This is a genomic window from Rhodosalinus halophilus (assembly GCF_003298775.1).
Classification (GTDB): Bacteria; Pseudomonadota; Alphaproteobacteria; order Rhodobacterales; family Rhodobacteraceae; genus Rhodosalinus; species Rhodosalinus halophilus.
On record NZ_QNTQ01000002.1, the window covers coordinates 185,782 to 211,476 of the forward strand.

20 protein-coding genes are annotated in these 25,695 nt (G+C 69.5%); 11 read left to right on the top strand and 9 right to left on the bottom strand.

From position 1 onward, the window contains the following. Positions 1-79 precede the first annotated feature (79 nt). Positions 80-1,165: a TRAP transporter substrate-binding protein gene (locus DRV85_RS03025; RefSeq protein ID WP_113287961.1), complete on the bottom strand. Its 1,086-nt coding sequence runs from the start codon at positions 1,163-1,165 to the stop codon at positions 80-82. 489 nt (positions 1,166-1,654) lie between these two features. On the opposite strand from DRV85_RS03025, the gene DRV85_RS03030 reads away from it, so the two are divergent. The 4 genes from DRV85_RS03030 to DRV85_RS03045 all read left to right on the top strand — a co-directional run bounded on the left by DRV85_RS03030 (position 1,655) and on the right by DRV85_RS03045 (position 5,564). Beyond that, a complete protein-coding gene (locus DRV85_RS03030; protein ID WP_113287962.1) occupies positions 1,655-3,412 on the top strand; it encodes an acetolactate synthase 3 large subunit in 1,758 nt (585 codons plus the stop codon). A 127-nt stretch (positions 3,413-3,539) separates the two neighbouring features. Next, on the top strand, positions 3,540-4,103 hold the full coding sequence (gene ilvN, locus DRV85_RS03035) for an acetolactate synthase small subunit (protein ID WP_113287963.1): 564 nt from the start codon (positions 3,540-3,542) through the stop codon (positions 4,101-4,103). A gap of 94 nt (positions 4,104-4,197) precedes the next feature. Then, positions 4,198-5,355 carry an aromatic ring-hydroxylating oxygenase subunit alpha gene (locus DRV85_RS03040; RefSeq protein ID WP_113287964.1) on the top strand — a complete coding sequence of 386 codons (1,158 nt, stop codon included), beginning with the start codon at positions 4,198-4,200 and terminating at the stop codon, positions 5,353-5,355. Continuing rightward, positions 5,325-5,564: a hypothetical protein gene (locus DRV85_RS03045; protein WP_113287965.1), complete on the top strand. Its 240-nt coding sequence runs from the start codon at positions 5,325-5,327 to the stop codon at positions 5,562-5,564. Before DRV85_RS03040 ends, DRV85_RS03045 begins: the two co-directional genes overlap by 31 nt. A 128-nt stretch (positions 5,565-5,692) precedes the next feature. Here DRV85_RS03045 and DRV85_RS03050 read toward each other — a convergent pair whose 3' ends face one another. The 6 genes from DRV85_RS03050 to DRV85_RS03075 all read right to left on the bottom strand — a co-directional run bounded on the left by DRV85_RS03050 (position 5,693) and on the right by DRV85_RS03075 (position 14,342). After that, positions 5,693-6,514, bottom strand: coding sequence for a DUF2189 domain-containing protein (locus DRV85_RS03050; protein WP_113287966.1), 822 nt, complete (start codon positions 6,512-6,514; stop codon positions 5,693-5,695). Between the two features lie 58 nt (positions 6,515-6,572). After that, positions 6,573-7,991, bottom strand: a complete 1,419-nt coding sequence (locus tag DRV85_RS03055) for an amidase (protein WP_113287967.1) — start codon at positions 7,989-7,991, stop codon at positions 6,573-6,575. Beyond that, a complete protein-coding gene (gene prfB / locus DRV85_RS03060) occupies positions 7,988-9,115 on the bottom strand; it encodes a peptide chain release factor 2 (RefSeq protein ID WP_113287968.1) in 1,128 nt (375 codons plus the stop codon). The genes DRV85_RS03055 and prfB overlap by 4 nt, the downstream gene beginning before the upstream one ends. Positions 9,116-9,190: 75 nt before the next feature. After that, on the bottom strand, positions 9,191-11,710 hold the full coding sequence (locus DRV85_RS03065) for a penicillin-binding protein 1A (RefSeq protein ID WP_113287969.1): 2,520 nt from the start codon (positions 11,708-11,710) through the stop codon (positions 9,191-9,193). A 128-nt stretch (positions 11,711-11,838) separates the two neighbouring features. After that, entirely contained in the window at positions 11,839-13,053 is a 1,215-nt protein-coding gene (locus tag DRV85_RS03070; protein ID WP_113287970.1) for an N-acetylmuramoyl-L-alanine amidase, read from the bottom strand. A 134-nt stretch (positions 13,054-13,187) separates the two neighbouring features. Next, positions 13,188-14,342 (bottom strand): aminotransferase class I/II-fold pyridoxal phosphate-dependent enzyme, encoded by a 1,155-nt coding sequence (locus DRV85_RS03075; RefSeq protein ID WP_113287971.1) that lies wholly within the window; start codon positions 14,340-14,342, stop codon positions 13,188-13,190. A 125-nt stretch (positions 14,343-14,467) separates the two neighbouring features. Here DRV85_RS03075 and DRV85_RS03080 point away from each other — a divergent pair, with 125 nt between their 5' ends. Continuing rightward, positions 14,468-15,226, top strand: a complete 759-nt coding sequence (locus DRV85_RS03080) for a DsbA family protein (RefSeq protein ID WP_113287972.1) — start codon at positions 14,468-14,470, stop codon at positions 15,224-15,226. Beyond that, positions 15,207-15,929 (top strand): thioredoxin domain-containing protein, encoded by a 723-nt coding sequence (locus DRV85_RS03085; RefSeq protein ID WP_113287973.1) that lies wholly within the window; start codon positions 15,207-15,209, stop codon positions 15,927-15,929. Before DRV85_RS03080 ends, DRV85_RS03085 begins: the two co-directional genes overlap by 20 nt. 12 nt (positions 15,930-15,941) lie before the next feature. Here the strand turns inward: DRV85_RS03085 and DRV85_RS03090 are convergent, their stop codons facing one another. After that, entirely contained in the window at positions 15,942-16,754 is an 813-nt protein-coding gene (locus DRV85_RS03090) for a helix-turn-helix domain-containing protein (RefSeq protein WP_113287974.1), read from the bottom strand. Between the two features lie 110 nt (positions 16,755-16,864). On the opposite strand from DRV85_RS03090, the gene DRV85_RS03095 reads away from it, so the two are divergent. The 5 genes from DRV85_RS03095 to DRV85_RS03115 all read left to right on the top strand — a co-directional run bounded on the left by DRV85_RS03095 (position 16,865) and on the right by DRV85_RS03115 (position 24,513). Further along, complete coding sequence (locus tag DRV85_RS03095) at positions 16,865-18,886, top strand: CocE/NonD family hydrolase (RefSeq protein ID WP_113287975.1); 2,022 nt, start codon at positions 16,865-16,867, stop codon at positions 18,884-18,886. A 93-nt stretch (positions 18,887-18,979) separates the two neighbouring features. Next, entirely contained in the window at positions 18,980-20,527 is a 1,548-nt protein-coding gene (locus DRV85_RS03100; protein WP_113287976.1) for an ABC transporter substrate-binding protein, read from the top strand. A 55-nt stretch (positions 20,528-20,582) separates the two neighbouring features. Further along, positions 20,583-21,527, top strand: coding sequence for an ABC transporter permease (locus DRV85_RS03105; protein ID WP_113287977.1), 945 nt, complete (start codon positions 20,583-20,585; stop codon positions 21,525-21,527). Then, positions 21,514-22,452, top strand: coding sequence for an ABC transporter permease (locus tag DRV85_RS03110; RefSeq protein WP_233495383.1), 939 nt, complete (start codon positions 21,514-21,516; stop codon positions 22,450-22,452). Before DRV85_RS03105 ends, DRV85_RS03110 begins: the two co-directional genes overlap by 14 nt. Before the next feature lie 3 nt (positions 22,453-22,455). After that, entirely contained in the window at positions 22,456-24,513 is a 2,058-nt protein-coding gene (locus DRV85_RS03115) for a dipeptide ABC transporter ATP-binding protein (RefSeq protein WP_113287978.1), read from the top strand. 18 nt (positions 24,514-24,531) lie between these two features. Here the strand turns inward: DRV85_RS03115 and ispG are convergent, their stop codons facing one another. Beyond that, a complete protein-coding gene (gene ispG / locus DRV85_RS03120; protein WP_113287979.1) occupies positions 24,532-25,659 on the bottom strand; it encodes a flavodoxin-dependent (E)-4-hydroxy-3-methylbut-2-enyl-diphosphate synthase in 1,128 nt (375 codons plus the stop codon). Positions 25,660-25,695 lie beyond the last annotated feature (36 nt).

The following is a 25,695-nucleotide window of genomic DNA, read 5'->3' on the forward strand; positions in this document are numbered from 1 at the left end:
TCGCCTGCGGCTTGGCGCTCGGAACGGGCAGGCCTCCCGCCGGTGGCGGGAGGCCGGATCGCTTGCGATTGCGCTGGGCTCAGATGCCGAGGACGCGGTTGCGCTGCTCGGAGAAGGTGCCCTGCGACCGGCTGATCCACGACGCGGAGCTGCGCAGCGACTCCATGTAGCTGTCGTAGCACTGCGCGTAGATCGGGTCGTCCATCGACTCCTGGATGACCTCCTCGGCCGCCTGGCCGAAAGCGTCCCAGACGCTGTCGGGGAACTCGCGCACCTGCACGCCGCCGGCCTGCAGCCGCTGCAGCGCGGAGGAGTTGTTCGCCATGAAGAGCGTCATGGTCCAGATGTTCGAGGCCCTGGCCGTCTGCTCGATCGCCGACTGCTGTGCCGGGGTCAGGTCGTCCCAGACGTCGCGGTTGACGACAAGGTTCAGGTTGGGGCCGGGCTCGTGGAAGCCGGCCGTGTAGTAGATGTTCGTGATCTCCTGGAAGCCGGCCGACTCGTCCGCCCAGGGGCCGATCCACTCGGTGCCGTCGATCGCGCCGGAGGCAAGCGCTTGATACACTTCCGCGCCCGGAAGGTTCTGCACGCTGGCGCCGAGCTTGCCGAGCACCTGGCCGCCCAGGCCCGGCATGCGGAACTTGAGGCCCTGGAAATCCTCGGGGCCGTTGATCTCGTTGGCGAACCAGCCGCCGGACTGCGGGCCGGTGTTGCCGGCCGGGAAGGCCTTGAGCCCGAAGATCGGGTAGAGTTCCTCGGCGAGCTCCATGCCGCCCTGGTGGTAATACCAGTTGTTGAACTCCATGAAGGTCATGCCGAACGGAATCTGCGAGAAGAACGACAGCGCCGGATGCTGACCGAGGAAGTAGTAGTCCACCCCGTGATACATGTCGGCCTGACCGGCCGAGACGGCGTCGAACACCTCGAAGGCGCCGACGAGCTCGCCCGCGGCGCGCAGATCGACGTTGAGCGTGCCGTCGGAGAGCGCGTTGATCGAGTCCGCGCAATACTGCGCGCTGTCATGCACCCCGGCGAGGCCGCGGCCCCAGGTGGTCACGAAGGTGAGCGTGCGGGCGCTCTGCGCGATGGCCGGCGCCGCGAGGGTCGACGCGGCCGCGGCCGTGCCCCCGAGCGCCGAATTCCGAAGAAACGAGCGACGATCCATTGTTTCTCTGTCCTCCCTTGCTGTCGGCCCGCCACATGGTTCGGACGGGCCAAGTCGAACCGTGGCGGGACACTAGCGGCGGAGTCCCGCCTTTGGAACAGGTTTTTTTCGCCTTTCCCGGCGGAAAGCGCAGCCGTCTCTTTTCCAGCCGGCAGCCTGTCCGGACATCTTGCCGCGAATTGACGCGGCCACCCGATGCCCTTCGGCGGCGGGGCCTCCGGCGAAAGAAAATGTCGCCCGACCGCACGCCCGCGACATTTTCTCCGCCGTTTGCGGTTGACGCTGTCCCGCGCGCGTGTATAGGTCAGCCCCAGAGCGAAAGGAGCGCGCCGGAATGGCTACTCTCGTCGTAATCGTGGATACGTGGCGCATGGGCCGGTAAGCCGGACACCCTCAGGGTTCCCCATGCGCCCCCGATCGGATCGACGGGGGCTTTTTTGTGCGCGGCGACAGACCGCAGCGATGCAACTGCCGAAGTGGAGTGACGGCATGACAAGGGCGATGACCGGAGCGAAGATGGTGGTCCAGGCGCTGAGGGATCAGGGCGTGGATACGGTATTCGGCTACCCCGGGGGCGCCGTTCTGCCGATTTACGACGAGATCTTCCAGCAGAACGACATCCGCCACATCCTCGTCCGGCACGAGCAGGGCGCGGTGCACGCGGCCGAGGGCTACGCGCGCGCGACCGGCAAGCCGGGCGTGGTGCTGGTGACCTCCGGGCCGGGCGCGACCAATTCGGTGACCGGGCTGACCGACGCGCTGATGGACTCGATCCCCATCGTCGTGCTCACGGGCCAGGTGCCGACCTTCCTGATCGGCTCGGACGCCTTCCAGGAGGCCGACACGGTGGGCATCACCCGCGCCTGCACGAAGCACAACTGGCTGGTGAAGGATCCCGCGCGGCTTTCTGGCACGATCCACGAGGCGTTCCACGTCGCCACCTCGGGCCGGCCCGGCCCGGTGCTGGTGGACATCCCCAAGGACGTGCAGTTCGCCACCGAGAGCTACACGCCGCCCTCGCGGGCGAAGCTCAGCCACTACCAGCCGCAGGTGAAGGGCGACATCGAGGGGATCACCGACCTGGTGGCCGCGATGGAGCGCGCCGAGCGGCCGGTCTTCTACACCGGCGGCGGCGTCATCAACTCCGGCCCCGCCGCGAGCCAGCTGCTGCGCGAACTGGTGGACGCGACGGGCTTTCCCGTGACCTCCACGCTGATGGGGCTCGGCGCCTACCCGGCCTCGGGCGAGAACTGGCTCGGCATGCTGGGGATGCACGGTCTCTACGAGGCCAATCTGGCGATGCACGGCTGCGACCTGATGATCAATCTCGGCGCGCGCTTCGACGACCGGATCACCGGCCGGATCGACGCCTTCTCGCCGCATTCGAAGAAGGCGCATGTCGATATCGACCCCTCCTCGATCAACAAGGTGGTCAAGACCGATTTCCCCATCGTGGGCGACATCGCCCATGTGCTCGAGGACATCCTGAAGGTCTGGAAGGCGCGCGGCCGCAAGGTGAACCGCGAGGCGGTGGCGACATGGTGGTCGCGCATCGAGGAGTGGCGCAAGGTGGACTGCCTGCGCTTCAAGCCCTCGGAGAAGACCATCAAGCCGCAGCACGCGCTGGCGCGCCTCGAGGCGCTGACCAAGGGCCGGCCGGACCGCTACATCTGCACCGAGGTGGGCCAGCACCAGATGTGGGCCGCGCAATACATGGGCTTCGAGGCGCCGAACCTCTGGATGACCTCCGGCGGGCTCGGCACCATGGGCTACGGCCTGCCCGCCTCGATCGGGGTGCAGATCGCCCATCCCGACGCGCTGGTCATCAACGTCGCCGGCGAGGCGTCCTGGCTGATGAACATGCAGGAGATGGGAACGGCGGTGCAGTATCGCCTGCCGGTCAAGCAGTTCATCCTCAACAACGAGCGCCTCGGCATGGTGCGCCAGTGGCAGGAACTGCTGCACGGCGAGCGCTATTCGCATTCCTGGTCCGAGGCCCTGCCCGACTTCGTCAAGCTGGCCGAGGCCTTCGGCTGCAAGGGAATCAAGTGCGACGACCCGGCCGATCTCGACGACGCGATCGCCGAGATGCTGGCCTACGACGGGCCGGTGGTTTTCGACTGCCTGGTGGAGAAGCACGAGAACTGCTTCCCGATGATTCCCTCGGGCAAGGCGCACAACGAGATGCTGCTGGGCGAGGCGGAGACGCAGGGCGCGATCGACGAGAAGGGCTCGGTGCTGGTCTGAGGCGTCGTGAAAAGGGGGGCTGTCTGCCCCCCTCTTCGCCTGCGGCGAATTCACCCCCCGAGGATATTTGAGCCAAGAAGAAGGACCCGGCGCGCAGGCCGCGCGCCGCAGCGGAGGGACGAGGCAGATGTCCGCACTGAAGATCAAGAAGGGGTCGAGCAAGCATTCGGCCTACAACCTGCGGCCCACCTTCTCGGACGTGCAGGAGCGGCATACGCTGGCCGTGCTGGTGGACAACGAGCCGGGCGTCCTGGCGCGGGTGATCGGCCTCTTCTCCGGGCGCGGCTACAATATCGAGAGCCTGACCGTGGCCGAGGTGGACCATACCGGGCATCTGAGCCGGATCACCATCGTGACGACCGGCACGCCGCAGGTGATCGAGCAGATCAAGGCGCAGCTGGGCCGGATCGTGCCGGTGCACGAGGTGCACGACCTGACGGTGGAGGGCCACGCGGTGGAGCGCGAGCTCGCGCTCTTCAAGGTCGCGGGCCAGGGCGAGAAGCGGGTCGAGGCGCTGCGCCTGGCCGACATCTTCCGCGCCAACGTGGTGGACTCGACGCTCGAGAGCTTCGTCTTCCAGATCACCGGAAGCCCGGAGAAGATCGACGCCTTCGCCGAGCTGATGCGTCCGCTGGGGCTCATCGAGATGGCGCGCACCGGGATCGCGGCGCTCTCGCGCGGGGCGGAATAGCCGTCGTTGTCGGCGCCGGAAAACTGAGGTCGCAAAAAGGCGCGCACGCCGCGGCGGAAACCTTATCCTCGCGTCACCTGCGAGGAGAGTGCCGATGCCCGCGATCACCGATCTGTCCCCCGTCCGTCGCCCCGTGTCCGAGGCCCAGGGGCTGCCGAATGCCCATTACACCGACCCCGCGCTCTACGCCGAGGAACGCGAGGCGCTGATCTTCGCGCAATGGGCCGGGCTCGCCGTGGCCGCCGACGTGCCCCATCCGGGGGATGCCGTGCCGATCGACTTCATGGGCATGCCGCTTCTGCTCATCCGCGACCGGGCGGGCGCGGTGCGCGTCTTTCTCAACACCTGCCGGCACCGAGGCATGATCCTGGTGGACGCGCCGCGGCGGATCGAGGGCGCGATCCGCTGCCCCTATCATTCCTGGTGCTACGGCACCGACGGGCGGCTGGTCTCGACGCCGCATGTCGGCGGGCCGGGGCGCAACACCCACGACGCGATCCGTCGCGAGGAGCTGGGGCTGATCGAGGTGCGCAGCGCGCTGCGCTTCGGCGTGGTCTGGGTCAACGTCTCGGGCGACGCCCCGCCCTTCGAGGAGGCGATGGCCGAGGTGCTGGCGCGCTGGGCCGAGTTCGACCGCGACTGGGTGCATGGCGGCGAGGACAGCCGCTGGGATCTGAGGGTCGCGGCGAACTGGAAACTCGCGGTCGAGAACTACTGCGAGAGCTACCATCTGCCCTGGGTGCATCCGGGCCTGAACAGCTATTCGCGGCTGGAGGATCACTACAACATCGAGGCGCCCGGGCGCTTCTCGGGACAGGGCACGCGGGTCTATCGTCAGCTGCGCGGCGATGCGGGCGAGGTCTTTCCCGACTTCCCCGGTCTGTCGCCCGCCTGGGACACGGCGGCGGAGTATCTCGCCGTCTATCCCAACGTTCTGCTCGGCGTGCACCGCGATCATGCCTTCGCCATCCTGCTGATCCCCGAGGGGCCGGAGCGCACGCTGGAGCGGGTGCATCTCTTCTACCCTGCTGCGGAGACGGACGCGGCGCTTCGGGCGAAGAACACCGCGCAATGGCAGGAGGTCTTCGCCGAGGACATCTTCGTGGTCGAAGGCATGCAGCGGGGCCGGCACGCGGCCGGCTTCGACGGCGGACGCTTCAGCCCGGAGATGGACGGGCCGACGCATTGCTTCCACGCCTGGGCGGCCGACCGGATCGAGACATGGCGCGGGACGGCGCAGGCAGCGGAGTGAGCGCGCTCGACGCGGCGCTGCTCGAGGCGCATGCCGCGGGCGACCGGGCGGCGCTGATCCGTCTCTACGCGCAGGCGGCCGAGGCGGCGGACGATGGGGAGGCGGCGGGCTTCTACCTCACGCATGCCTATGTCTTCGCGCTCGAGGCGGGCGCCCCCGAGGCGGCGGCGCTGCACGCCAGGCTCAAGGCCGAGGGGCGGGAGGCCTGAGCGGCAGCGGCGCGCGAGCTAGCCGCCGAAGAGGCAGCCGGTGTGAACGCCCATCTGCCGGCCGCAGAACGGCTTAGCGCCCGGAGAATTCGCCTGCACGCCGGGTCCTGGACATGCTCCCGGTGTCTTCAGGCTGGTCGGCCCGCATCCGCCGGAGGCGCGACGACCTCCTCCGCGCCTTCGGCCTTGAGCAGGCTGTAGAGGTGCCAGGACGCGTGGCCCAGAAGCGGCAGCGCGACGAAGAGGCCGAGGAACCACGGCACCATCGCCGCGAATGTGAAGACCGCGATGAAGACGCCCCAGCCGAGCATGGGCAGAGGGCGGTCGGTCACGGTCTGGAAACTGGTGATCATGGCGGTGACGAAATCCACCTCGCGGTCGAGCAGCAGCGGCAGCGCGATCACCGTGATGGCGTAGAGCACCGTGGCGAAGCCCGCGCCCACCAGCGTGCCCACGGTCAGCATCGCGAGGCCGTTGGAGGTGAAATAGATATCGTAGCTCGTGGAGACGTTGGTCATCGTCGAGAGCCCCAGAAAGAGGGCGAAGATCATGTGGGCGATGAAGAACCAGAACAGAAAGACGATGATGATGACGGCCGAGATCGAGGGCAGCTGCCGCTTGCTCTGCCGCAGCACCACGCCCGCGATGCCCGGCCATTCCAGCGCGCGGCCGGACTCGATCCGGCGGCTGACCTCGTAGACGCCCGTGGCGGCGAAGGGACCGATGAGCGGGAACCCGATGGCGGCGAAGATCAGCCAGTAGGTCTGTCCCGTCCACTGGGTGACGAAGACCATCAGCCAGCCGCCCAGAACGTAGACCCCCGCGAAGGCCAGGCCAAAGGCCGGCGCGCGCCGGAAGTCGCGCCAGCCCCGCGATAGCGCCTCGCGCAGCATGCTGACCGTCACCTGACCGAGCGGCGGCACTCCGAGCGGCGGCGTGTCGTCCGGCATGGGCCTCCCCTCCCCTGCGGCGCCTCGTCGCAATGAGAACAGCGAACCACGCCCGAGATCAAGCCCGCGACGGGTGACGCTGCGGCCAGCGGGTCGCCTCGTGGTAGGCATGGCCGAGGGCGAGCAGATCGGCATCCGCCCCGCGCGGCCCGACGAGTTGCAGGCCCATGGGCAGCCCCGCGGCGCCGAAGCCCGCGGGCACAGCCAGCGCCGGAAGCCCGGCGAGGCTCGCCGGGACGACGACCTCCATCCAGCGGTGGTAGGTGTCCATCTCGCGCGTTCCGATGCGCTCGGGCCAGCGCCGGTCGGCCGGAAAGGGCCAGACCTGGGCGGAGGGCAGCGCGAGCGCGTCGAAGCGCTCGAAAAGCGACGCCGCCTGCGCGAACCAGCGCGAACGGATGACAGAGGCCCTGTGCACCTCCATCGCGGAGAGCTTCAGGCCGCGTTCCGCTTCCCAGAGCGCTTCCGGCTTGATCTGCGCGCGTTTGTCGGCGCAGGCGTAGAGTTCCGCGAGCGCCGCGGCGACGGCCCAGGCGCGCAGTGTCGTCCAGCTCTGCCACAGATCACCGGCCGGAAATGGCGGCGCCAGGGGCTCGACCTGCGCGCCGAGATCCTCGAAGCGCTGCAGGGCCGCCTCGCAGAGTTCGGCGATCCCCGGCTCCAGCGCATAGGCTCCGCCCCAGTCGCCCAGCCAGCCGATGCGGCGGCCCCGCACGTCTTGCCCGATCGCGTCGGAGAAGCGCTCCGCAGGCAGGCCGTGGGGCTGGCGCGGATCGCGCCCCGCCATCGTCTCGAGCAGGCCCGCGAGATCGGCGGGGCTGCGGGCCATCGGACCGGCGGTGGCGAGCTGGTGGAGAAAGCTGTCGCCCTCGGGCTCGCCCGGCACGCGGCCCCAGCTCGGGCGGAAGCCGTAGACGTTGCAGAAGGCCGCCGGGTTGCGCAGGCTCCCCATCATGTCGGAGCCGTCGGCGACGGCGACCATCCGGGTGGCGAGCGCCGCCGCCGCGCCGCCCGAGGATCCACCGGCGGTGCGCGCCGTGTCGTAGGGGTTTCGGGTGACGCCGAACACCGGATTGAAACTGTGGCTGCCGAGGCCGAACTCAGGCGTGTTTGTCTTGCCGATGACGATGGCCCCCGCCGCCCGCAGCCGCGCGATCGGCAGATCGTCCGTCTTCGCCACCTCCCCCGCGAAGAGCGGCGAGCCCATGCTCGTGGGCAGCCCGGCGGCGTTGGCCAGATCCTTCACCGCGAGCGGCACGCCGTGCAGCCAGCCCCTGCGCGGCGCGGCGTCGGCCGCGCGGGCCTCGGCCAGCAGGTCTTCGGCGTCGCGCAGCGCGACGATGGCGTTCACGCGCGGATTTTCCGCCTCGATCCGCGCGAGCGTCGCCTGCATGAGCTCTTCGGCGGAAAGCGCGCCGCGCGCGAGCGCCTCCGACAGATCGACGGCGTCGAGCGCGAGCGGATCGGCGCCGCTCACGCCTCCGCCTGCGCCTCGCTGCGGCTCTTGCCGGCGGCGTCATGGGCCAGAACGGCGGCCATGAACCCGTCGAGGTCGCCGTCGAGCACGCCCTTGGTGTCGGAGGTTTCGTAGTTGGTGCGCAGATCCTTCACCATCTGGTAGGGCTGGAGGACATAGGAGCGGATCTGGTTGCCCCAGCCCGCCTCGCCCTTGGCCTCGTGACTCGCCTGGATCGCCTCGTTCCGGCGGTCGAGCTCCATCTGATAAAGTCGTGACTTCAGCGCCTTCATGGCGATGTCGCGGTTCTGGTGCTGCGACTTCTCCGAACTCGTGACGACGATGCCGGTCGGGATGTGGGTGATCCGCACCGCCGAGTCGGTGGTGTTGACGTGCTGGCCGCCCGCACCCGAGCTGCGGAAGGTGTCCACACGGATGTCGGCCGGGTTCACCTCGATCTCGATGTTGTCGTCCACCACCGGATAGACCCAGACCGAGCTGAACGAGGTGTGCCGCCGCGCCGAGCTGTCGTAGGGCGAGATGCGCACCAGCCGGTGCACCCCCGACTCGGACTTGAGCCAGCCATAGGCATTGGGGCCGCTTATCTTGTAGGTGGCCGACTTTATGCCCGCCTCGTCGCCCGGCGTCTCGGCCTGAAGCTCGACCTTGTAGCCGCGCTTTTCGGCCCAGCGGACATACATCCGCGCCAGCATCGCCGCCCAGTCGCAGCTTTCCGTGCCGCCCGCGCCGGCGTGAATTTCGAGGTAGGTGTCGTTGCCGTCGGCCTCGCCGTCGAGCAGCGCCTCCAGTTCTCTCGCGCGCGCCGTCTGCGCGAGCTCGGTCAGGGCCGCTTCGGCCTCGGCGATCACCTCCTCGTCGCCCTCGGCCTCGCCCATCTCGATCAGCTCGACGTTGTCCGACAGCTGCTGTTCGAGCGACGTCACCGTCTCGATCCGGTCCACGAGCGACTGACGCTCGCGCATGAGCTTCTGCGCGCGCTCGGGATCGTTCCAGAGTTCGGGATCCTCGACGCGTGCGTCGTATTCCTCGAGCCGGTGGGCCGCGGTCTCCCAGTCCATCCGCTGCCGCAGGAGCGTCAGCGATTTCTCGATCTCTTCCACCGCGTTCTGTGCCTCGGCACGCATGCGCAAAACCCCGAAAGTCAGGAAAACGTCAGACCGGCTAGATATGCGAGACGGCGCAGCGCGGCAAGGCGGCGCTCAATACAGGCCGCCCGAGCTCATCGAGCCGAAGCTCGCGCGCGGCCCGACGACGGCGGTGCCGCCCGTCGAGGTCGTCACCTCGCGCCCGCCTTCGCCGTCCGGCCGGATCATGTCGAAATCGCTGCCCATGGCGAAACCGCCGTCGAACATCACACCGAAGAGCGGCTCCTCGCCCTCGCGGAAATACTCCGCCACGACATTGGGCCCGCTGGCCTCGTCGGGCAGACGCTGGCCGGTGTAGCGGTCGATCTTGATGAAGCGGCCGCCCTCGGGCACCTCGAACGGGCCTCCGCCGTATTTGTCCACCGCCTCGCGCATGAATTCGGTGAAGACCGGCCCGCAGAAGGCGCCGCCCGAGGCGCCCCGCCCCAGCGGCTCGGGCTGGTCGTAGCCGATGTAGCAGCCGGCCACGATGTCGGAGGTGAAGCCGATGAACCAGACGTCGCGCGCGTCGTTGGTCGTGCCGGTCTTGCCCGCCGTGGGCACCGGCAGATCGACGGTGGAGGCCGCCGTGCCCCGCTCGACCACGCCGGTCATCATCGAGGTGAGCTGATAGGCCGTGATCGCGTCCATCACGCGCCAGCGGTCGGAGACGATGCGCGGACCCGTCCCGGGTTCGAGCGAGGGCACCGTGCAGTCCACGCAGTCGCGCTGGTCGTGGCGGTAGATGGTGCGCCCGTAGCGGTCCTGAATCCGGTCCACCAGCGTGGGCTCGACCCGCTCGCCGCCGTTGGCGAACATCGCGTAGGCCGCGACCATGCGGTAGAGCGTCGTCTCGTCCGAGCCCAGCGCGTTCGCCAGATAGCGGCCCATGTCGTCGTAGACCCCGAAGCGCTCGGCGTAGCGCGCCACGGTGTCCATCCCGATCTCCTGCGCCAGCCGCACGGTCATCAGGTTCCGCGACCGCTCGATGCCCGTGCGCAGCGGCGTCGGGCCGTAGAACTGGTTGGAGGCGTTGCGCGGCCGCCAGACGCCCTGCGGCGTGTCCACCTCGATCGGCGCGTCCACCACGATGGTCGCGGGCGAATAGCCCGAATCGAGCGCCGCGGCATAGACGAAGGGCTTGAAGGACGAGCCGGGCTGCCGCATCGCCTGCGTCGCGCGGTTGAAGACCGAATCCTGGTAGGAAAAACCGCCCTGCATGGCGATCACGCGGCCGGTGTTCACGTCCATCGCCATGAAGGCGCCCTGCACTTCCGGCACCTGCCGCAGCGTCCAGCGGAGGAAGCTGCCGTCGTCGTCCGAGGTCATCCGGCGGACATGCACGATGTCGCCGCGTTCGAAATTGTCGAAGAAGTCGCCGCGCAGCCAGCGGATGTCCTCGCGCGGGATGGCGATGGGCGCGTCGCCCGAGAAGGGCACGCCCTCGATACCCACAAGCAGCCGCTGCTCCTCGACGCCCAGCACCACGGCCGGCAGCCATTCGCCGTCGAGGTCAATGTCGCGCGGCACCTCCGCCGCGGCCAGCGCCTCGCGCCAGGCGGATTCGTCGTCGAGCAGCGCGGGGTCGATGCGCTCGCCCGTGCCGCGCCAGACGCCCTGCTGGCGGTCGTAGTCCTCGAGCTTGCGGCGCAGGGCGCGCGCCGCGACCTCCTGCATCTCGGGGTCGATCGTGGCGCGCACCGTGAAGCCGCCGGTGAAGAACTGCTCTTCGCCGAAGTCGCGGGACAGCTGGCGGCGGATCTCGTCGGTGGGATAGTCGCGCGGCGGCAGCTTCTCGCGGAAGCTGTCGAAATCGCCCGCCATGACCGTGCGCAGCGGCATCTCGCGCTCGCGCTGCCAGGTGGCCCGGTCGAGATAGCCGTTCTCGTACATCTCCTTGAGCACGAAGTTGCGCCGTGCGAGCAGCCGGTCGGCGTTGCGCACCGGATGGTAGTCCGACGGCGCCTTGGGCAGCGAGGCGAGCGTCGCGGCCTCGTGCGGGGCAAGCTCGCGCAGCGTCTTGTTGAAGAAGGTTTGCGCGGCGGCCATCACGCCGTAGGAATTCTGCCCGAGGTAGATCTCGTTGAGGTAGAGCTCCAGGATCTCCTCCTTGCTCAGCGTCTGCTCGAGGCGCGTGGCGAGGATGATCTCCTTGATCTTGCGCTCGATCCGGCGGTCGCCGGAGAGCAGGAAGTTCTTCATCACCTGCTGGGTGATCGTGGAGGCGCCGCGCAGCGTCTCGCCGCGGGTGCGCACCGCCTCGACAATGGCCGCGGCGATCCCGCGCGCGTCGTAGCCGCCGTGCTGGTAGAAGTTCTTGTCCTCGGCCGAGATGAAGGCGTGCTTGACGAGGTCGGGGATCTCCTCGGCCGGCGCGAAGAGGCGGCGTTCGCGGGCGAACTCGTCCACGATCTCGCCCTCGACGGAATAGATCCGGCTGATCGTCGGCGGCTGATACTGGGCAAGGCTTTCATGGCTGGGCAGGTCGCGGCCGTAGACCCAGAAGACGCCGCCGATCGACAGCGCCACGACCATCAGCCCCAGCGTGAGGAAGCTGAAGATCGCGCCGAAGAAGGAAAGGATGAACCTGAGCACGCCGCGCTCCTGCCTCTGTGGCCGCCTTGTTACACCCGCGCGGCGTGGCGGTCAAAAGCCCGCGCGTGTCGTCGCCGATATGTGACCGCACCATGGCCGATGCCAGAGGCGCGGTGCGGCCCGGCGGATCATTGCCGCCGCAGCGGCGCCTCGGCCGCGTCCTCGGCCATCCAGGCGCCGATGCCCTGCCACACGCCCTCCGCGAGCGCCGCGCGCCAGGCGGGATCCTGCAAACGCTGAAGATCCTCCGGCGTCGAGAGGAACCCGGCCTCGAGCAGGACCGAGGGGATGTCGGCCGCCTTGAGCACCGAAAAGCCCGCCGAGCGCAGCGGGCGCGAGTTGACGTGGCCCGTGGCCGCGGCGATCCCCTCCACCAGCGCGCGGGCGAGGCTTTCGGCGCGGGGCTGGGTCTCGAGGCGGGCCAGGTCCATCAGGACGTCGGCGACCACGTCGTCGGTCCCCGCGAGATCGAGACCCGCCAGCAGATCCGAGCGGTTGTGCCGCTCCGCGAGCGCCGCCGAGGCGGCGTCCGAGGCGCTCTCCGACAGGGTATAGACGGTCGCGCCATGGGCGACGCCGCTGGCCAGGGAATCGGCGTGCAACGAGATGAAGAGGTCGGCCTTTGCCTGGTGGGCGATGGCGACGCGCCGCTCGAGCGACACGAAGATGTCGGCGTCGCGCGTGAGCACAACCTCGAAGCCGGCGCGCCGGAGCACGTCGCGCAACTCTCGCGCGAAGGTCAGCATCAGCGCGGCCTCGTTCACCGCGCCGGCCTCGGCGCCGGGGTCGATGCCGCCGTGGCCGGGATCCAGCACCACGCGCAGCGGGCGCGGCTCGCCCGAGCTGCGCGGCGCGGGCTCGACGGGCGCGGGCTGGGGCAGATCCCAGCGCGGATCCTGGGGCGCGCCGGCAGCGGCGTCGAAGGCGGCGGCGCTCACGGGTTCGAGATAGACGGCGAGGGTCGCCGTGCCGGTGAGGTCGCTGACCGAGAGCCCGGCCTCGGCCACCCCGAGAGGACGCTCGAGATCGGCGACGAGCCGCGACCAGCCCTCGCGGAATGCGCCGAAGCGGACCTCCCCCAGCCCCTCGGCGGCGAAGTCCTCGGGCGCGAGCGCGGACCAGTCCACCTCGCGGAAGTCGAGAACGAGGCGGTCGGGATCGGACAGGGTGAACACCCGCCAGGGCACACCCTGACTAAGCGCGAGCTCGAGGCGCACGCCCTTCGCCGTCGTCTCCGCGCCGCTGGCGTCCGGCAGCGCGCGGGCGAGACCGCCCAGCGACTGCGCGGCCGCCGCGCCGGCGACCAGCGCAAGCGTGAGCGCCAGTGTCGCAATCCATCGCATGTATCGAGCCCTGCCCGGCCTCTGGGTGTTTTGTCGGCAGCATACAACAAGCGGAGCCCGCGCGGAACCGCCGCTGCTCATCGGTCCCTCCGGTCCCTCTTCGCGAGGAGCGCCCGCCCGGGCGCGACCGAGCGTCAGGCGATATGCCCCCGCCCGCGCATGAAACGTTCGAGCCGCGCCAGCCCCTCGCGGATGTCGGCGGTGCTCGCCGCGTAGGAAAACCGCAGCGTGCCGCCGCCGCGCGCCGGATCGAAGTCGAGCCCGGGCGTCACGGCGACTCCGGCCTCGTCGAGGATGGCACGTGCGAAGCCCAGCGAGTCGGAGGTGATACGGCTCACGTCCGCATAGACATAGAAGGCGCCGTCCGGCGGCGCGATGTCGGCGAAGCCGGCCTTCGGCAGCCCGTCGAGCAGCAGCTGCCGGTTCTCGGCATAGACGGCGAGATTGGACTCCAGCTCTTCCCGCGCGTCGATCGCGGCCAGCGCTGCGACCTGCGCGGCGTGCGAGGGGCAGATGAAGAGGTTCTGCGCCAGCCGTTCGACCCGGCGGACATGGTCGGGCGGCACGACCATCCAGCCCACGCGCCAGCCGGTCATGGAGAAATACTTGGAAAAGGAGTTGATGACGTAGAGGTCGTCGGAAAGCTCCAGCGCGGTGACGGCCTTCGCCTCGTATTCGATGCCGTGATAGATCTCGTCGCTGACGAAGGCGGCGCCTTCGGCCTCGGCCCAGCCGATCAGCGCGGCGAGGTCGTCGCGGCCCAGCATCGTGCCCGTCGGGTTGGCGGGCGAGGCGACCAGCAGGCCGGAGAGCCCCTGCCCCGCCAGCTCGCCCGGCACCGGCTGATAGCGGTTCTCGGGCCGCGTCGGGATGTCCACCGGCTCGAGGTCGAGCGCACGCAGGATCTGCCGGTAGCTGGGATAGCCCGGCGCGCCGACGCCCACCTTCTCGCCCGCGTCGAAAAGCGCGGTGAAGGCCAGGACGAAGGCCCCCGAGGAGCCCGCGGTGACGACCACGCGCGCCGGATCGAGGTCCACGTCATACCATTCGCCGTATAGCCGGGCGATCCGCGCGCGAAGCTCGGGCAGGCCCAGCGCGACCGTGTAGCCCAGCGGCCCCGCCTCCATCGCGCGGGCGAGCGCGGCGCGCGCGGCGGCGGGCGCGGGCGTTCCGGGCTGGCCCACTTCCATGTGGACGACATGGCGGCACGCCGCCTCGGCGGCGCGCGCGGCCTCCATGACGTCCATCACAATGAAGGGATCGACCTCTCCCCGTCTTGAGTTCCGCATCGCGCCCTCGCACAGTGTCCGCAATCGCTTGTCCCAGCCGGGAGCGAAGAGGTCAATCCGGCCCGGCCTTGGCGGCGCGGGCAGGATGTGCTCTGGTCCCGGCGACCCAAGACACGGAGACGCGCATGACCCTGTTCCGCCCCCTTTCGGGCACCGTCCTGGCCGCCGCCCTTGCGGCCGCGCCTGCAGCCGCCCTCGACCTCACCGACATGACCGAGGCGGAGCGCGAGGCGTTCCGCGCGGAGGTGCGCGCCTATCTGCTCGACAACCCCGAGGTCATCATGGAGGCCGTCGCGGTGCTCGAGGAACGCGAGGCCGCCGCGCAGGAAGCGGCCGACCGCGAGATGGTCAAGGCGCACGCCGAGGAGATCTTCGACGACGGGTATTCCTGGGTAGGCGGCAACCCCGACGGCGACGTGACGCTGGTGGAGTTCATCGACTACCGCTGCGGCTACTGCCGGCGCGCGCACGACGAGGTCAACGAACTGGTCGAGAGCGACGGCGACATCCGGCTCGTCATCAAGGAGTTTCCGATCCTCGGGCCGGACTCGCTCGCATCCTCCCGCTTCGCCATCGCCACCAAGCAGGTGGCCGGGGACGAGGCCTATCACGCCGCCAAGGAGGCGCTGATCCGCATGACCGGCGAGGTCAACGAGGTGACGCTCACGCGGCTGGCCGAGTCGCTCGGCCTCGACGCGGACGAGATCCTTCTGCAGATGCAGAGCCCCGACGTGGACGAGGTCATCGCGCGGACCCGCGCGCTGGCGCAGCGGCTGGGCATCAGCGGCACGCCGACCTTCGTGCTGCCCGACCGGATGGTGCGCGGCTACGTGCCGCTCGAGAACATGCGCGAAATCGTGGCCGATGTGCGCGAGGCGAGCTAGCACCGTCGTCGCTCTCACCCTCGCCGCCGGCCCGGCCGCCGCGCTCGACCTGACGGAGGCGGAGCGCGCGGCCTTCCGCGCCGAGGTGCGCGCGCTGTTGCTCGAGGAACCCGAGATCGTCGCGCGCGCGCTCTCGCCCGCGCCGTCCTACGCCGAAGAGGCCGCGCGCGACACCGCGCTGCTCGACAGGTTGGCTCCGAAGCTCTTTGGCGACGACGCGGACTATCGCGAGGGCCCCGCCGACGCCGCGCCGCTCGTGGCCTTCCTGCCGCCGGCCTGCGACGGTTGCGCGGATCTGATCGAGGACCTGCGCGCGCTGGTCCGGGAAAACGGGGCGACCCGGCTGATCGTGAAGGATCTGCCCGGCGCGGACGAGCGTCAGCGCACCGCCGCGGCCTTCCTCTCCGCGCTGCTGGCCGAGGCCGGCCCCGCCGCCTGGCGCGAAGCGCGCGTCGCGCTGCCCGAGCTGCCGGACCCCGGTGATCCTGCGGCGCTGCGGCGGCTCTCGCAGGTCATGGGCTGGCCTGCGGACCGGGTGCTCGCCGCCATGACCGCGCAGCGAACGCGCGCGCGCCTGCAAAGGACGAGCGAACTGGTCGAGGCGCTGGGTTTCGACGTGGCCCCGTCCTATGTCGTGGACGGCACGCTGATCCGGGGCGACGTGCCGGTGCCGCTGCTGGCGCGCTACCTGCCGGCGCGGTAGGGAGCGCTCGCGTCAGGGCTCTTCCGCCTCCAGAACATGGCCCTCGTCGGGGATCACGTTCCGGACGAGTCGCGGGATACCTTCGGGGATCTCCGGCGCATCGGGGCGGAAAAGGCCGCAGGCATAGAGCGCCTTGCGAACGTCCACGTTGTGCCCCAGGTGCTCGAGCGCGACGAGCGAGGCGCCCGGCCGACGGCCGCGGCGCGTCGGCCCGCCCGTCTGCACGCCCGTCAGCCGGCCGATACGACTGTGATAGCTGGGATAGAGCGTCACCTGCGTGATGCAGTTCGCCTGCATCGTCTCGTATTCGACGATATAGATGCGGTTCGTCAGGAACAGCGCGGCGCCCTCGTACTTGTTGATCGCCGTGGCCGGACCGCGCCCGTCCTCCCGGATCGGCTCGAGGTTCTTCCAGTAGAAGCGCCCGTCGACGTGATAGAGCCGCGCGAAGGACTTCATGATCCGGCCCGGCTGGCTGAAGGAGTAGAAGTAGCGGAAGTAGAAGCCTTCGTAGCGCCGCAGGCTGGCGCTCGCGCGGAGCAGCCGCTCGACATGCGTCATCGGCCCCGCGAGCTCGGGCGCGGCCAGCGGCTGGCTGCGGACCGCGACGAGGCTGCGCAGCTGCGAGGGCTCCGACAGCATCTCGGCCTCGGTGACGCCGAAGAAGTCACAGAGCCGGCGCATGTTCGCCCGCGAGGGGCGCGACTGGCCGGCGAGATACTTGTTGAACTGCTGGCGGTTGATCCCGATCCGCCGGCAGATCTCGGCGATGGAGGGGTAGTGCGAACAGAGGAAGGCGAGGTTTTCTGACAGATCGTCGGGCATGCCCGATTTAGCGCAGAGACGCGCCAGGAGTGTCAACCCGCGAAGGCAAGCGAAATTGCGGACGCGGGCCGGGCCTGCTTGTCTGGGTCGGCAACCATCGAGAGGCAGGCATGAAGATCGTCACCGACTTCCCCCACCAGGTGCGAGAGCTCGAGCATGTCGAGGTGCCGATGCCGGACGGCACGCGGCTGGCCGCGCGGATCTGGATGCCCGAAGGGGCGGAGGCGGCGCCGGTGCCGGCGATCCTTGAATACATTCCCTATCGCAAGAACGATCACACGCTGCTGCGCGACGCGACGATGCAGCCCTATCTCGCCGGTCACGGCTATGCGGTCGTGCGGCTCGATCTGCGCGGCGCGGGCGACTCCGAAGGCCTGATGGAGGACGAATACCTGCCGCAGGAGCTGCAGGACGGCTGCGACGCCATCGCCTGGATCGCCGGGCAGGACTGGTGCGACGGCAAGGTGGGCATGATCGGCATTTCCTGGGGCGGGTTCAACGGGCTGCAGGTCGCGGCGCTGCGGCCGCCCGCGCTGAAGGCCGTGGTCACGCTCTGCTCGACCGACGACCGCTATGCCGACGACATTCACTACATGGGCGGCTGCCCGCTGGGCGAACAGCTCTCCTGGGCCTCGATCATGTTCGGCCGCAACACGCTGCCGCCCGACCCGCGCAACGTGGGCGACAACTGGCGCCAGATGTGGATGCAGCGGCTCAAGGGCAGCGGGCTGTGGCTCAAGACCTGGCTCTCGCACCAGGTGCGGGACGAATTCTGGAAGCACGGCAGCATCTGCGAGAACTGGGACGACGTAGAGGTGCCGGTCTATGCCGTCTCGGGCTGGGCTGACGGCTACTGCCGCAGCGTGTTCCGGCTGATGGAAAACCTGAAGGGGCCCAGGAAGGGCCTCGTCGGCCCCTGGGCGCACAAGTATCCGCACATCGGCGAGCCGGGGCCGGCGATCGGCTTTCTGAAGGAAGAACTGCGCTGGTGGGATCACTGGCTGAAGGGGCGCGACACCGGCATCATGGAGGAGCCGATGCTGCGTCTCTACATGCAGGACAGCGTGGCGCCCGCGGGGCATTACACCCATCGCCCCGGCCGCTGGATCGCCGAGCCCTCCTGGCCCTCGCCCAACGTGACGCGCACCGTCTTCCGTCTGGGCGCGGACGGGCGGCTTGCCGCCGGGGGCGATCTGCCGGGCGGCGCGCTTTCGATCACCTCGCCGACGGAGGTGGGCATGGCCTCGGGCAAGTGGTGCGGCTACTCCAAGCCGGGCGACGCGCCGCTCGACCAGCGGCGAGAGGACACGGGAAGCCTCTGCTTCGACACCGCGCCGCTGGCCGAGCCGCTGGAATTCGCGGGCGACCCCAACATGGTGCTCGACATCGAGGTGGACCGCCCGGTGGCGCAGGTCGCCGTCCGGCTGGTGGACGTGCACCCCGACGGGCGCGGCACGCGGGTGAGCTTCGGCGTGCTGAACCTCACCCACCGCGACGGGCACGAGCATCCCGAGCCGCTTGAGCCGGGCCGGCGCTACAGCGTCACCGTGCCGATGAAGCACGTGGCCCAGCGCATCGCGGCCGGCCACCGGCTGCGCGTGGCGATCTCGACCAGCTATTTCCCGATGATCTGGCCCGCGCCAGAGCCGGTTCGGCTGACGCTGCACACCGAAGGGTCGGCGCTGGAGCTGCCGCTGCGCCCCTTCACCGAGGCGGACGCCGCCCTGCCCGAGTTCGGCCCGGCCGAGGCCGCGCCACCGCCCGAGACAGAGACGATCACCGCGCACGAGGACTGCTGGGAGATCGTCGAGGACGCGATCACCGGCGCCTGGGAGATGCGGTTCACCGACGGCGCCGAAAGCTTCCGCCTCGTCCGCAGCGACCTGACGGTGCACAGCCACGGCGAGGAGAGCTACCGCATCGCGCCGGACGACCCGCTTTCGGCCGTGGCCGAGGCGACCTGGGATCACGCGATGTCGCGCGGAGAGTGGAAAATGTCGAGCCGGACGCATACCCTGCTGTCCTCCGAGGCCGAACACTTCCGCATCCAGGCGCGCGTCGAGGTGTTCGAGGGCGACTCGCTCGTTCACGAGGAAAGCTGGGACGAGCGCATTCCGCGTCACCTCTGCTGACGTCCGCGAGGCGACGCTTCGGGGGCCGGGTCACGGCCCCCTGACCGGGACGAGGCCGGATCGACTGCAAGCAACAGGATCGGAGGAACGAAGATGACCCGCTTCAACCAGACACGACGCGCCTTCCTGGCCGGCACCGCCGCGGCCGGCGCCGCCGCGATGCTGCCGATGCCGGCCTTCGCGCAGTCGGGCGGCGGCACGCTGCGGCTGCGGCTCGACGGCGACATCGACATCCTCGACCCCGGCTACATGACCGGCGGAATCGAGATCGAGGCGCAGAAACAGTGCCTGCCCTTCCTCGCGCAATACAAGCGCGAGGGCGGCACCTTCACCTGGGAGCCGACCTATTTCGTCGAGCGCCTGGAGCAGCGCGATTCCACCCACATCGACTTCACGCTGGCCGAAGGCCTGGTCTGGTCGGGCGGCTACGGGCCTGTCACGGCCTCGGACGTGAAGTATTCCTACGAGCGGATGAAGGGCACCGACTGGTCGGGCTATTTCGAGGCGCTCGACCGCGTGGAGGTCACCGACGCGCGCTCGGGCACCATCGTGCTCAACAAGCCCTTCGCGCCCTTCATCATGGTCACGCTCTGCCACGGCCCCGGCGCGGTTCTGTCCGAGGCCGCGATGAAGGAGGTGGGCGAGCGCTTCACCACGAAGTTCCCGGCGATCTGCGGCCCCTATCAGCTCGAGCTCACGCCGGGCCAGCGCGCGCTCTACACGCCCAACCCGGACTGGACCGGCCCCGCGCCCGCCTACGAGCGCGTGGAGTGCCCCATCATCACCGAGGTCAAGGCCGCCGAACTCGCCTTCGAGGCGGGCGAGCTGCACTGCACCGAGGTCGGCGCGGACACGCTCGCGCGCTATAGCGCCAACATGCCCGAGGGGGCCGAGATCACCGTGGGCGGCGAGCTGCAGTACATGTGGCTCGGCATGAACACCGACCACCCCAAGCTCGCCGACAAGACCGTGCGCCGCGCGATCCAGCACGCGGTGGACGTCGAGTCGATCCTGCAGGGCGCCTATTCGGGGACCACGACGCGGTCCTACGGGATCATCTGCCCCGGGCTCATCGGCAAGCGCGACTCCACGCGGTATTATCAGTACGACCCGCAGAAGGCGCGCGACCTGCTGGCCGAGGCGGGGATCACGGGCCTCGACCTGACGCTGCGCACGCTCAACACGCAGGAGCGCATGCTCGCGGCGCAGATCATCCAGGCCAACCTCGCCGGCGTCGGCATCAACGTGCGCGTCCTGCCGCTCGACTCCGGCCCCTTCTGGGAGATGGGGCAGGAGAGCAAGGGCGACACCTGGCAGGAGCTGGAGCTGTGGCTGATGCGCTTCGGCACCACGCCCGACCCCTACGAGGCCACGCAGTGGTTCACCTCGGACCAGGTGGGCATCTGGAACTGGGAGCGCTGGACCTCGGAGGAATACGACAGTCTCTACGAGGAAGGCATCCGGGAGACCGATCCCGAGAAGCGCCACGAGATCTACGTGCGGATGCAGGAGATCATGGAAGAGACCGGCGCATACGTCTGGATCAACCACGAGCCCGAGGCCTTCGTGCACTCCAGCGACGTGGTGGTGAACGCCGCGCCCTCGGGCGAGCTGAACTACCGCCGCTTCGAGCGCGCCTGACCCGTCGCCGCCCCGGCCCCCGCGCCGGGGCGGCCCCGACCTCACGCGAGAGCGCATGGCCTTCTACCTCGCCAAACGCCTGGGACTTTCCGCCGCGGTGATCCTGCTGGTGGTGCTGGTGCTGTTCTCGCTGCTCTACCTGATCCCCGGCGACCCGGCGACCATCGCGCTCGGCCCCCGCGCCACGCCCGAGGCGGTCGCGCGCTACGCCGAGAAGATGCACCTGGACGAGCCCGTCTGGGCGCAGTTCCTGATCTACGTCGGCAACGCGCTGACCGGCGATCTGGGCGTCGACGTCTTTTCCGACCGGCCGGTGGCCGAGATCATCGGCGAGCGGCTGGGCTTCACCCTCGCGCTGGTCTCCGCCGGCCTCGGATGGGCCGTGCTGCTGGGCGTGCCGCTCGGCTGCCTCGCCGCGGTCAGGCCCAACACCGTCTTCGACCGGATCACCGGCGTGCTCTCGGTGGGCACCATCGCGGTGCCCTCCTTCCTCGTCTCGATCTGGGCGCTGCTGATCTTCGCCGTGGGGCTCGGCTGGCTGCCCGCGATCGGTGCGGGCGAGCCCGGCGATCTGGGCGACCAGATCAGCCACCTGATCCTGCCCGCCTTCGCCATCGGGCTGAGCTGGGTGGGCTATCTCGCACGCATGGTCCGCGCCTCGATGCTCGAGGTGATGGGCGAGAACTACATCCGCTCCGCCCGGGCCTTCGGGCTCAGGCCCAACAAGGTCGTCTTCGGCTACGCGCTGCGGGTGGCGATCCTGCCAACCATCACGCTGATCGGCATGGGCTTCGGCGGGCTGATCTCCTCCACCGTCTTCGCCGAGATCATCTTCGCGCGGCCGGGCCTGGGCAAGATGATCTTCGACGCCGTCATGGCGCGCAACTTCCCCATCGTGCAGGGCGGGGTGCTGGTGGCCACGGGCCTCTACATCGTCGTCGTGCTGATCTCCGACCTCGTCATCGCATGGCTGGATCCCCGTGTCCGTGAATCGCTCTGAGCTCGACGTCGGCCAGCCGGCCGTGGACTCCAGCCGCCTGCCGGAGGAGGCGCTGGAGGACACGATGCGCGAATCCGCCGCCCGCGAGCGGCGCGAGAAGCTGCGCATGTTTCTCACCAGCTGGCAGGGCATGACGGGTCTGATCCTGGTGCTGGTCTTCTTCGCCTCGGCGATCTTCGCGCCCTGGCTCGCGCCCTACGATCCCAACGCCATCGACATTGCCAATCGCCTGTCAGGCCCCACGGCCGCGCACTGGATTGGCACCGACCAGCTCGGGCGCGACACGTTCTCCCGCATCCTCTACGGAGGCCGCGTCGCGCTGAAGATCGCGGCGATCGGGGTTTCGGTGTCGCTCGTCGTCGGGCTGATCCTCGGGATGATCGCGGGCTACGGGCCGCGCTGGCTCGACAACCTGCTGCTGCTGCTCTTCGACACGGTGCGCGCCTTCCCGACGATCATCCTCGCGCTCGCCACCGTGGCGCTGACCGGGCCGAGCCTCGAGCTGGTGCTGGCCATCGTCATCATCACCTCGATCCCGCAATACGCCCGCGTCGCGCGCACCGCGACGCTCTCGCTCAAGGCGGCGGATTTCATCCTCGCCGAACGCTCGCTCGGCGCCTCGACGCCGCGCATCCTGTTCCACCACGTCATGCCGAACGTGGTGGGCCCGCTGCTGATCCTCGCGGCGATGGAGGTGCCGGTCGTCGTCACCGTCGAGGCGGGGCTGAGCTTTCTCGGGCTGGGCGTCCTGCCACCCACGGCGAGCTGGGGGACGATCCTGAACGAGGGGTATCTGGTGATCCGCGACACGCCCTGGATGGTGATCGCGGGCGGCATCCCGCTGATCCTCACGACGCTGGGCTTCACCTTCCTGGGCGAGGCGCTGCGCGACATCTTCGACCCGCGGATGGGCAGGGGGCGCTGAGACATGCCGAAGGACGCACAGACCGCGCAGGACACGCTGCTCGACATCCGGGATCTCTCGGTGGAGTTCCGCACGCCGCGGGGCCGGGTGAAGGCCCTGCGCAACGTGAGCTTCGAGGTGCCCCGCCGCCGCATCGTCGGTGTCGTGGGCGAGAGCGGCTCTGGCAAGAGCACCGTGCTCTGGGCGATCCTCGGGCTGCTGTCGGGCAACGCCCGGGTCAGTTCGGGGCGGATCGACTTCGAGGGGCGCGACATGCTGCGCATGTCGGAGGATGAGCTGCGCGCGGCCCGCGGCGAGGAGGTCTCGGTCGTCTTCCAGGATCCGATGACCAGCCAGATCCCGGTGCTGAGCTACGCGCGGCAGATGCGCGACATCCTCTACCGCCGCGAGAAGATGTCCGACCGCGAAAAGCGCCGCCGGGGCATCGGGATGCTGGAGCGGGTGGGCATCCCAGACCCGGAGAGCCGACTCGACCAGTTCCCGCACCAGTTCTCGGGCGGGATGCGCCAGCGGGCCGGCATCGCGATGGCGCTGCTGACCGAGCCGAAGCTGCTGCTCGCCGACGAGCCCACCACCGCGCTCGACGTCACGATGGAGGCGCAGATCATCCACCTCCTGCAGGAGCTGCAGGCGGAGTTCGAGGCGACGGTCGTGGTCGTATCGCACAACCTCGGCCTGATCGCCGAGCTTTGCGACGACGTGGTGGTGATGTATGCCGGCGAGGTGGTCGAGACCGGCGACGTCCACGACATCTTCCACGATCCGCAGCACCCCTACACGCGCGCGCTTCTCGAATGCGATCCGGCGCGACTCCCGGAGCGCAGCGCGAAGCTGCCGGTGATTCCCGGCGACATCCCGGATCTGACCCGCCGCTTGGGCGGCTGCATCTTCGCCGACCGCTGCCCGCGCGTGATGGAGGTCTGTCGCACGGATACGCCGCCCGACCAACCCACGGCGAGCGGCGTGGCGCGCTGCCATCTGGTGGGCGGCCCCCACGCCGATCCCGACTGGCCGCCGCCGCTCGACGTGCTCACGGTGCGCACCGGCGAGGGCGGGCCGCGCCGCGCGGCGCCCGACCAGCACGCCGCACCTGTGCTGGAGGTCGAGGAACTGAACGTGCGCTTCCGCACGGCCGGCGCGCTTCCGGCGCTCGTCAGGCGCATCGAGGATCCCTTCGTGGACGCCGTGCTCGACGTCTCGCTCGGCGTGCGCCAGGGCGAGACGGTGGGCCTGGTGGGCGAGAGCGGCTCGGGCAAGACGACGCTGGGCCGCGCGGTCCTCAAGCTGGTCGAGGCACAGGCCGGCTCCGTCCGCTTCGAGGGACAGGAGATCCGCACCCTGCCCGAGGCGCGCTTCAAGCCGCTGCGCCGCGACATGGCGATGATGTTCCAGGATCCGGTGGGCTCGCTCAGCCCGCGCAAGTCGGTGCGCGCGCTCATCACCGAGCCTTTGCAGATTCATGGCGTGCGCGGCGTCGATTTCGACGCCGAAGCCGAGCGGCTTGCGGGTCTCGTCCGCCTGCCGAAGGCCTTTCTCTCGCGCTACCCGCACGAGCTTTCGGGCGGTCAGGCGCGGCGGGTCGGCGTGGCGCGCGCGCTCGCGCTCAACCCGCGGCTCATCATAGCCGACGAGCCGACCGCCGGGCTCGACGTCTCGGTGCAGGGCGAGATCCTGAACCTGATGGCCGAACTGCAGGCCGAGCACGGGCTCGGCTATCTCGTCATCACCCACAACCTGCCCGTGGTGCGCCACATCGCCGACCGTCTGGCGATCATGTATCTGGGCCGGATCGTCGAGCAGGGCGACGCCGAGGAGATCTTCGCCCAGCCCGCGCATCCCTACACCGAGGCGCTGGTGCGCGGCGTGCCGCAGCCCGACCCGGACCGGCGACGCACGCATGTCTCGATCTCCGGCGAGGTGCCCAGCCTGATGAACCGGCCGAAGGGCTGCGATTTCGTCGCGCGCTGCCCCTACGCGCAGGAGCGCTGCCGGATCGAGAAGCCGGAGCACCGGGTGCAGCCCGACGGGCGGGTGCACGCCTGCCACTTCCCGCTGCGGTAGGGCGGCGGCCTACTCGACCTACTCGGCCGCCTCGACAGCCTCCTGCGCCTCGATCTCGGCGGCCTTCTTCTCGACCTGCTCGACGATGTGGTCGATCATCTCGGCGTTGGAGATCTTGTGGCTCTGGTTGCCGGCCAGATAGACCATGCCGTGCCCGGCCCCGCCGCCGGTGAAGCCCACATCGGTCATCAGCGCCTCGCCCGGGCCGTTGACCACGCAGCCGATGATCGACAGGCTCATCGGCGTCTTGATGTGCTCGAGCCGCTCCTCGAGCACCTTCACCGTCTCGATCACGTCGAAGCCCTGCCGCGCGCAGGACGGACACGAGATGATGTTGACGCCGCGGTGGCGCAGGCCGAGCGACTTCAGGATCTCGTAGCCCACGCGGATCTCCTCCACCGGATCGGCGGAGAGCGAGACGCGGATCGTGTCGCCGATCCCCATCCACAGCAGGTTGCCGAGGCCGATCGCCGACTTGATCGTGCCGGACATCAGCCCGCCCGCCTCGGTGATCCCGAGGTGAATGGGCGCGTCAGTGGCGTCGGCGATGCCCTGGTAGGCCGCGGCGGCGAGGAAGACGTCGGAGGCCTTCACGCTGATCTTGAACTCGTGAAAGTCGTTGTCCTGCAGGATGCGGATGTGCTCGAGGCCCGACTCGACCATCGCCTCGGGGCACGGCTCGCCGTATTTTTCCAGCAGGTGCTTCTCGAGGCTGCCGGCGTTCACGCCGATCCGGATCGAACAGCCGTGATCCTTGGCCGCGCGGATCACCTCCTTGACGCGTTTCTCGTCGCCGATGTTGCCGGGGTTGATCCGCAGGCAGGCCGCGCCGGCCTCGGCCGCCTCGATCCCGCGCTTGTAGTGGAAATGGATGTCCGCGACGATCGGCACCGGGCTTTCGCGCACGATCTCCTTGAGCGCGCGGGCCGAGGGTTCGTCGGGCACCGAGACGCGCATGATGTCGGCGCCTGCATCGGCGCAGCGCTGGATCTGCTCGACGGTGCCCTTCACGTCGGTGGTGGCGGTGTTGGTCATGCTCTGCACCGCGATCGGTGCGTCACCCCCGATCGGCACCGGGCCGACATGGATCTGGCGGCAGGCGCGGCGGTAGATGTTGCGCCACGGGCGGACGTGGTTGAGCGTCATGGAGCCTTGGCCTTTCCGGGCGAAGCTGTCTTTGGC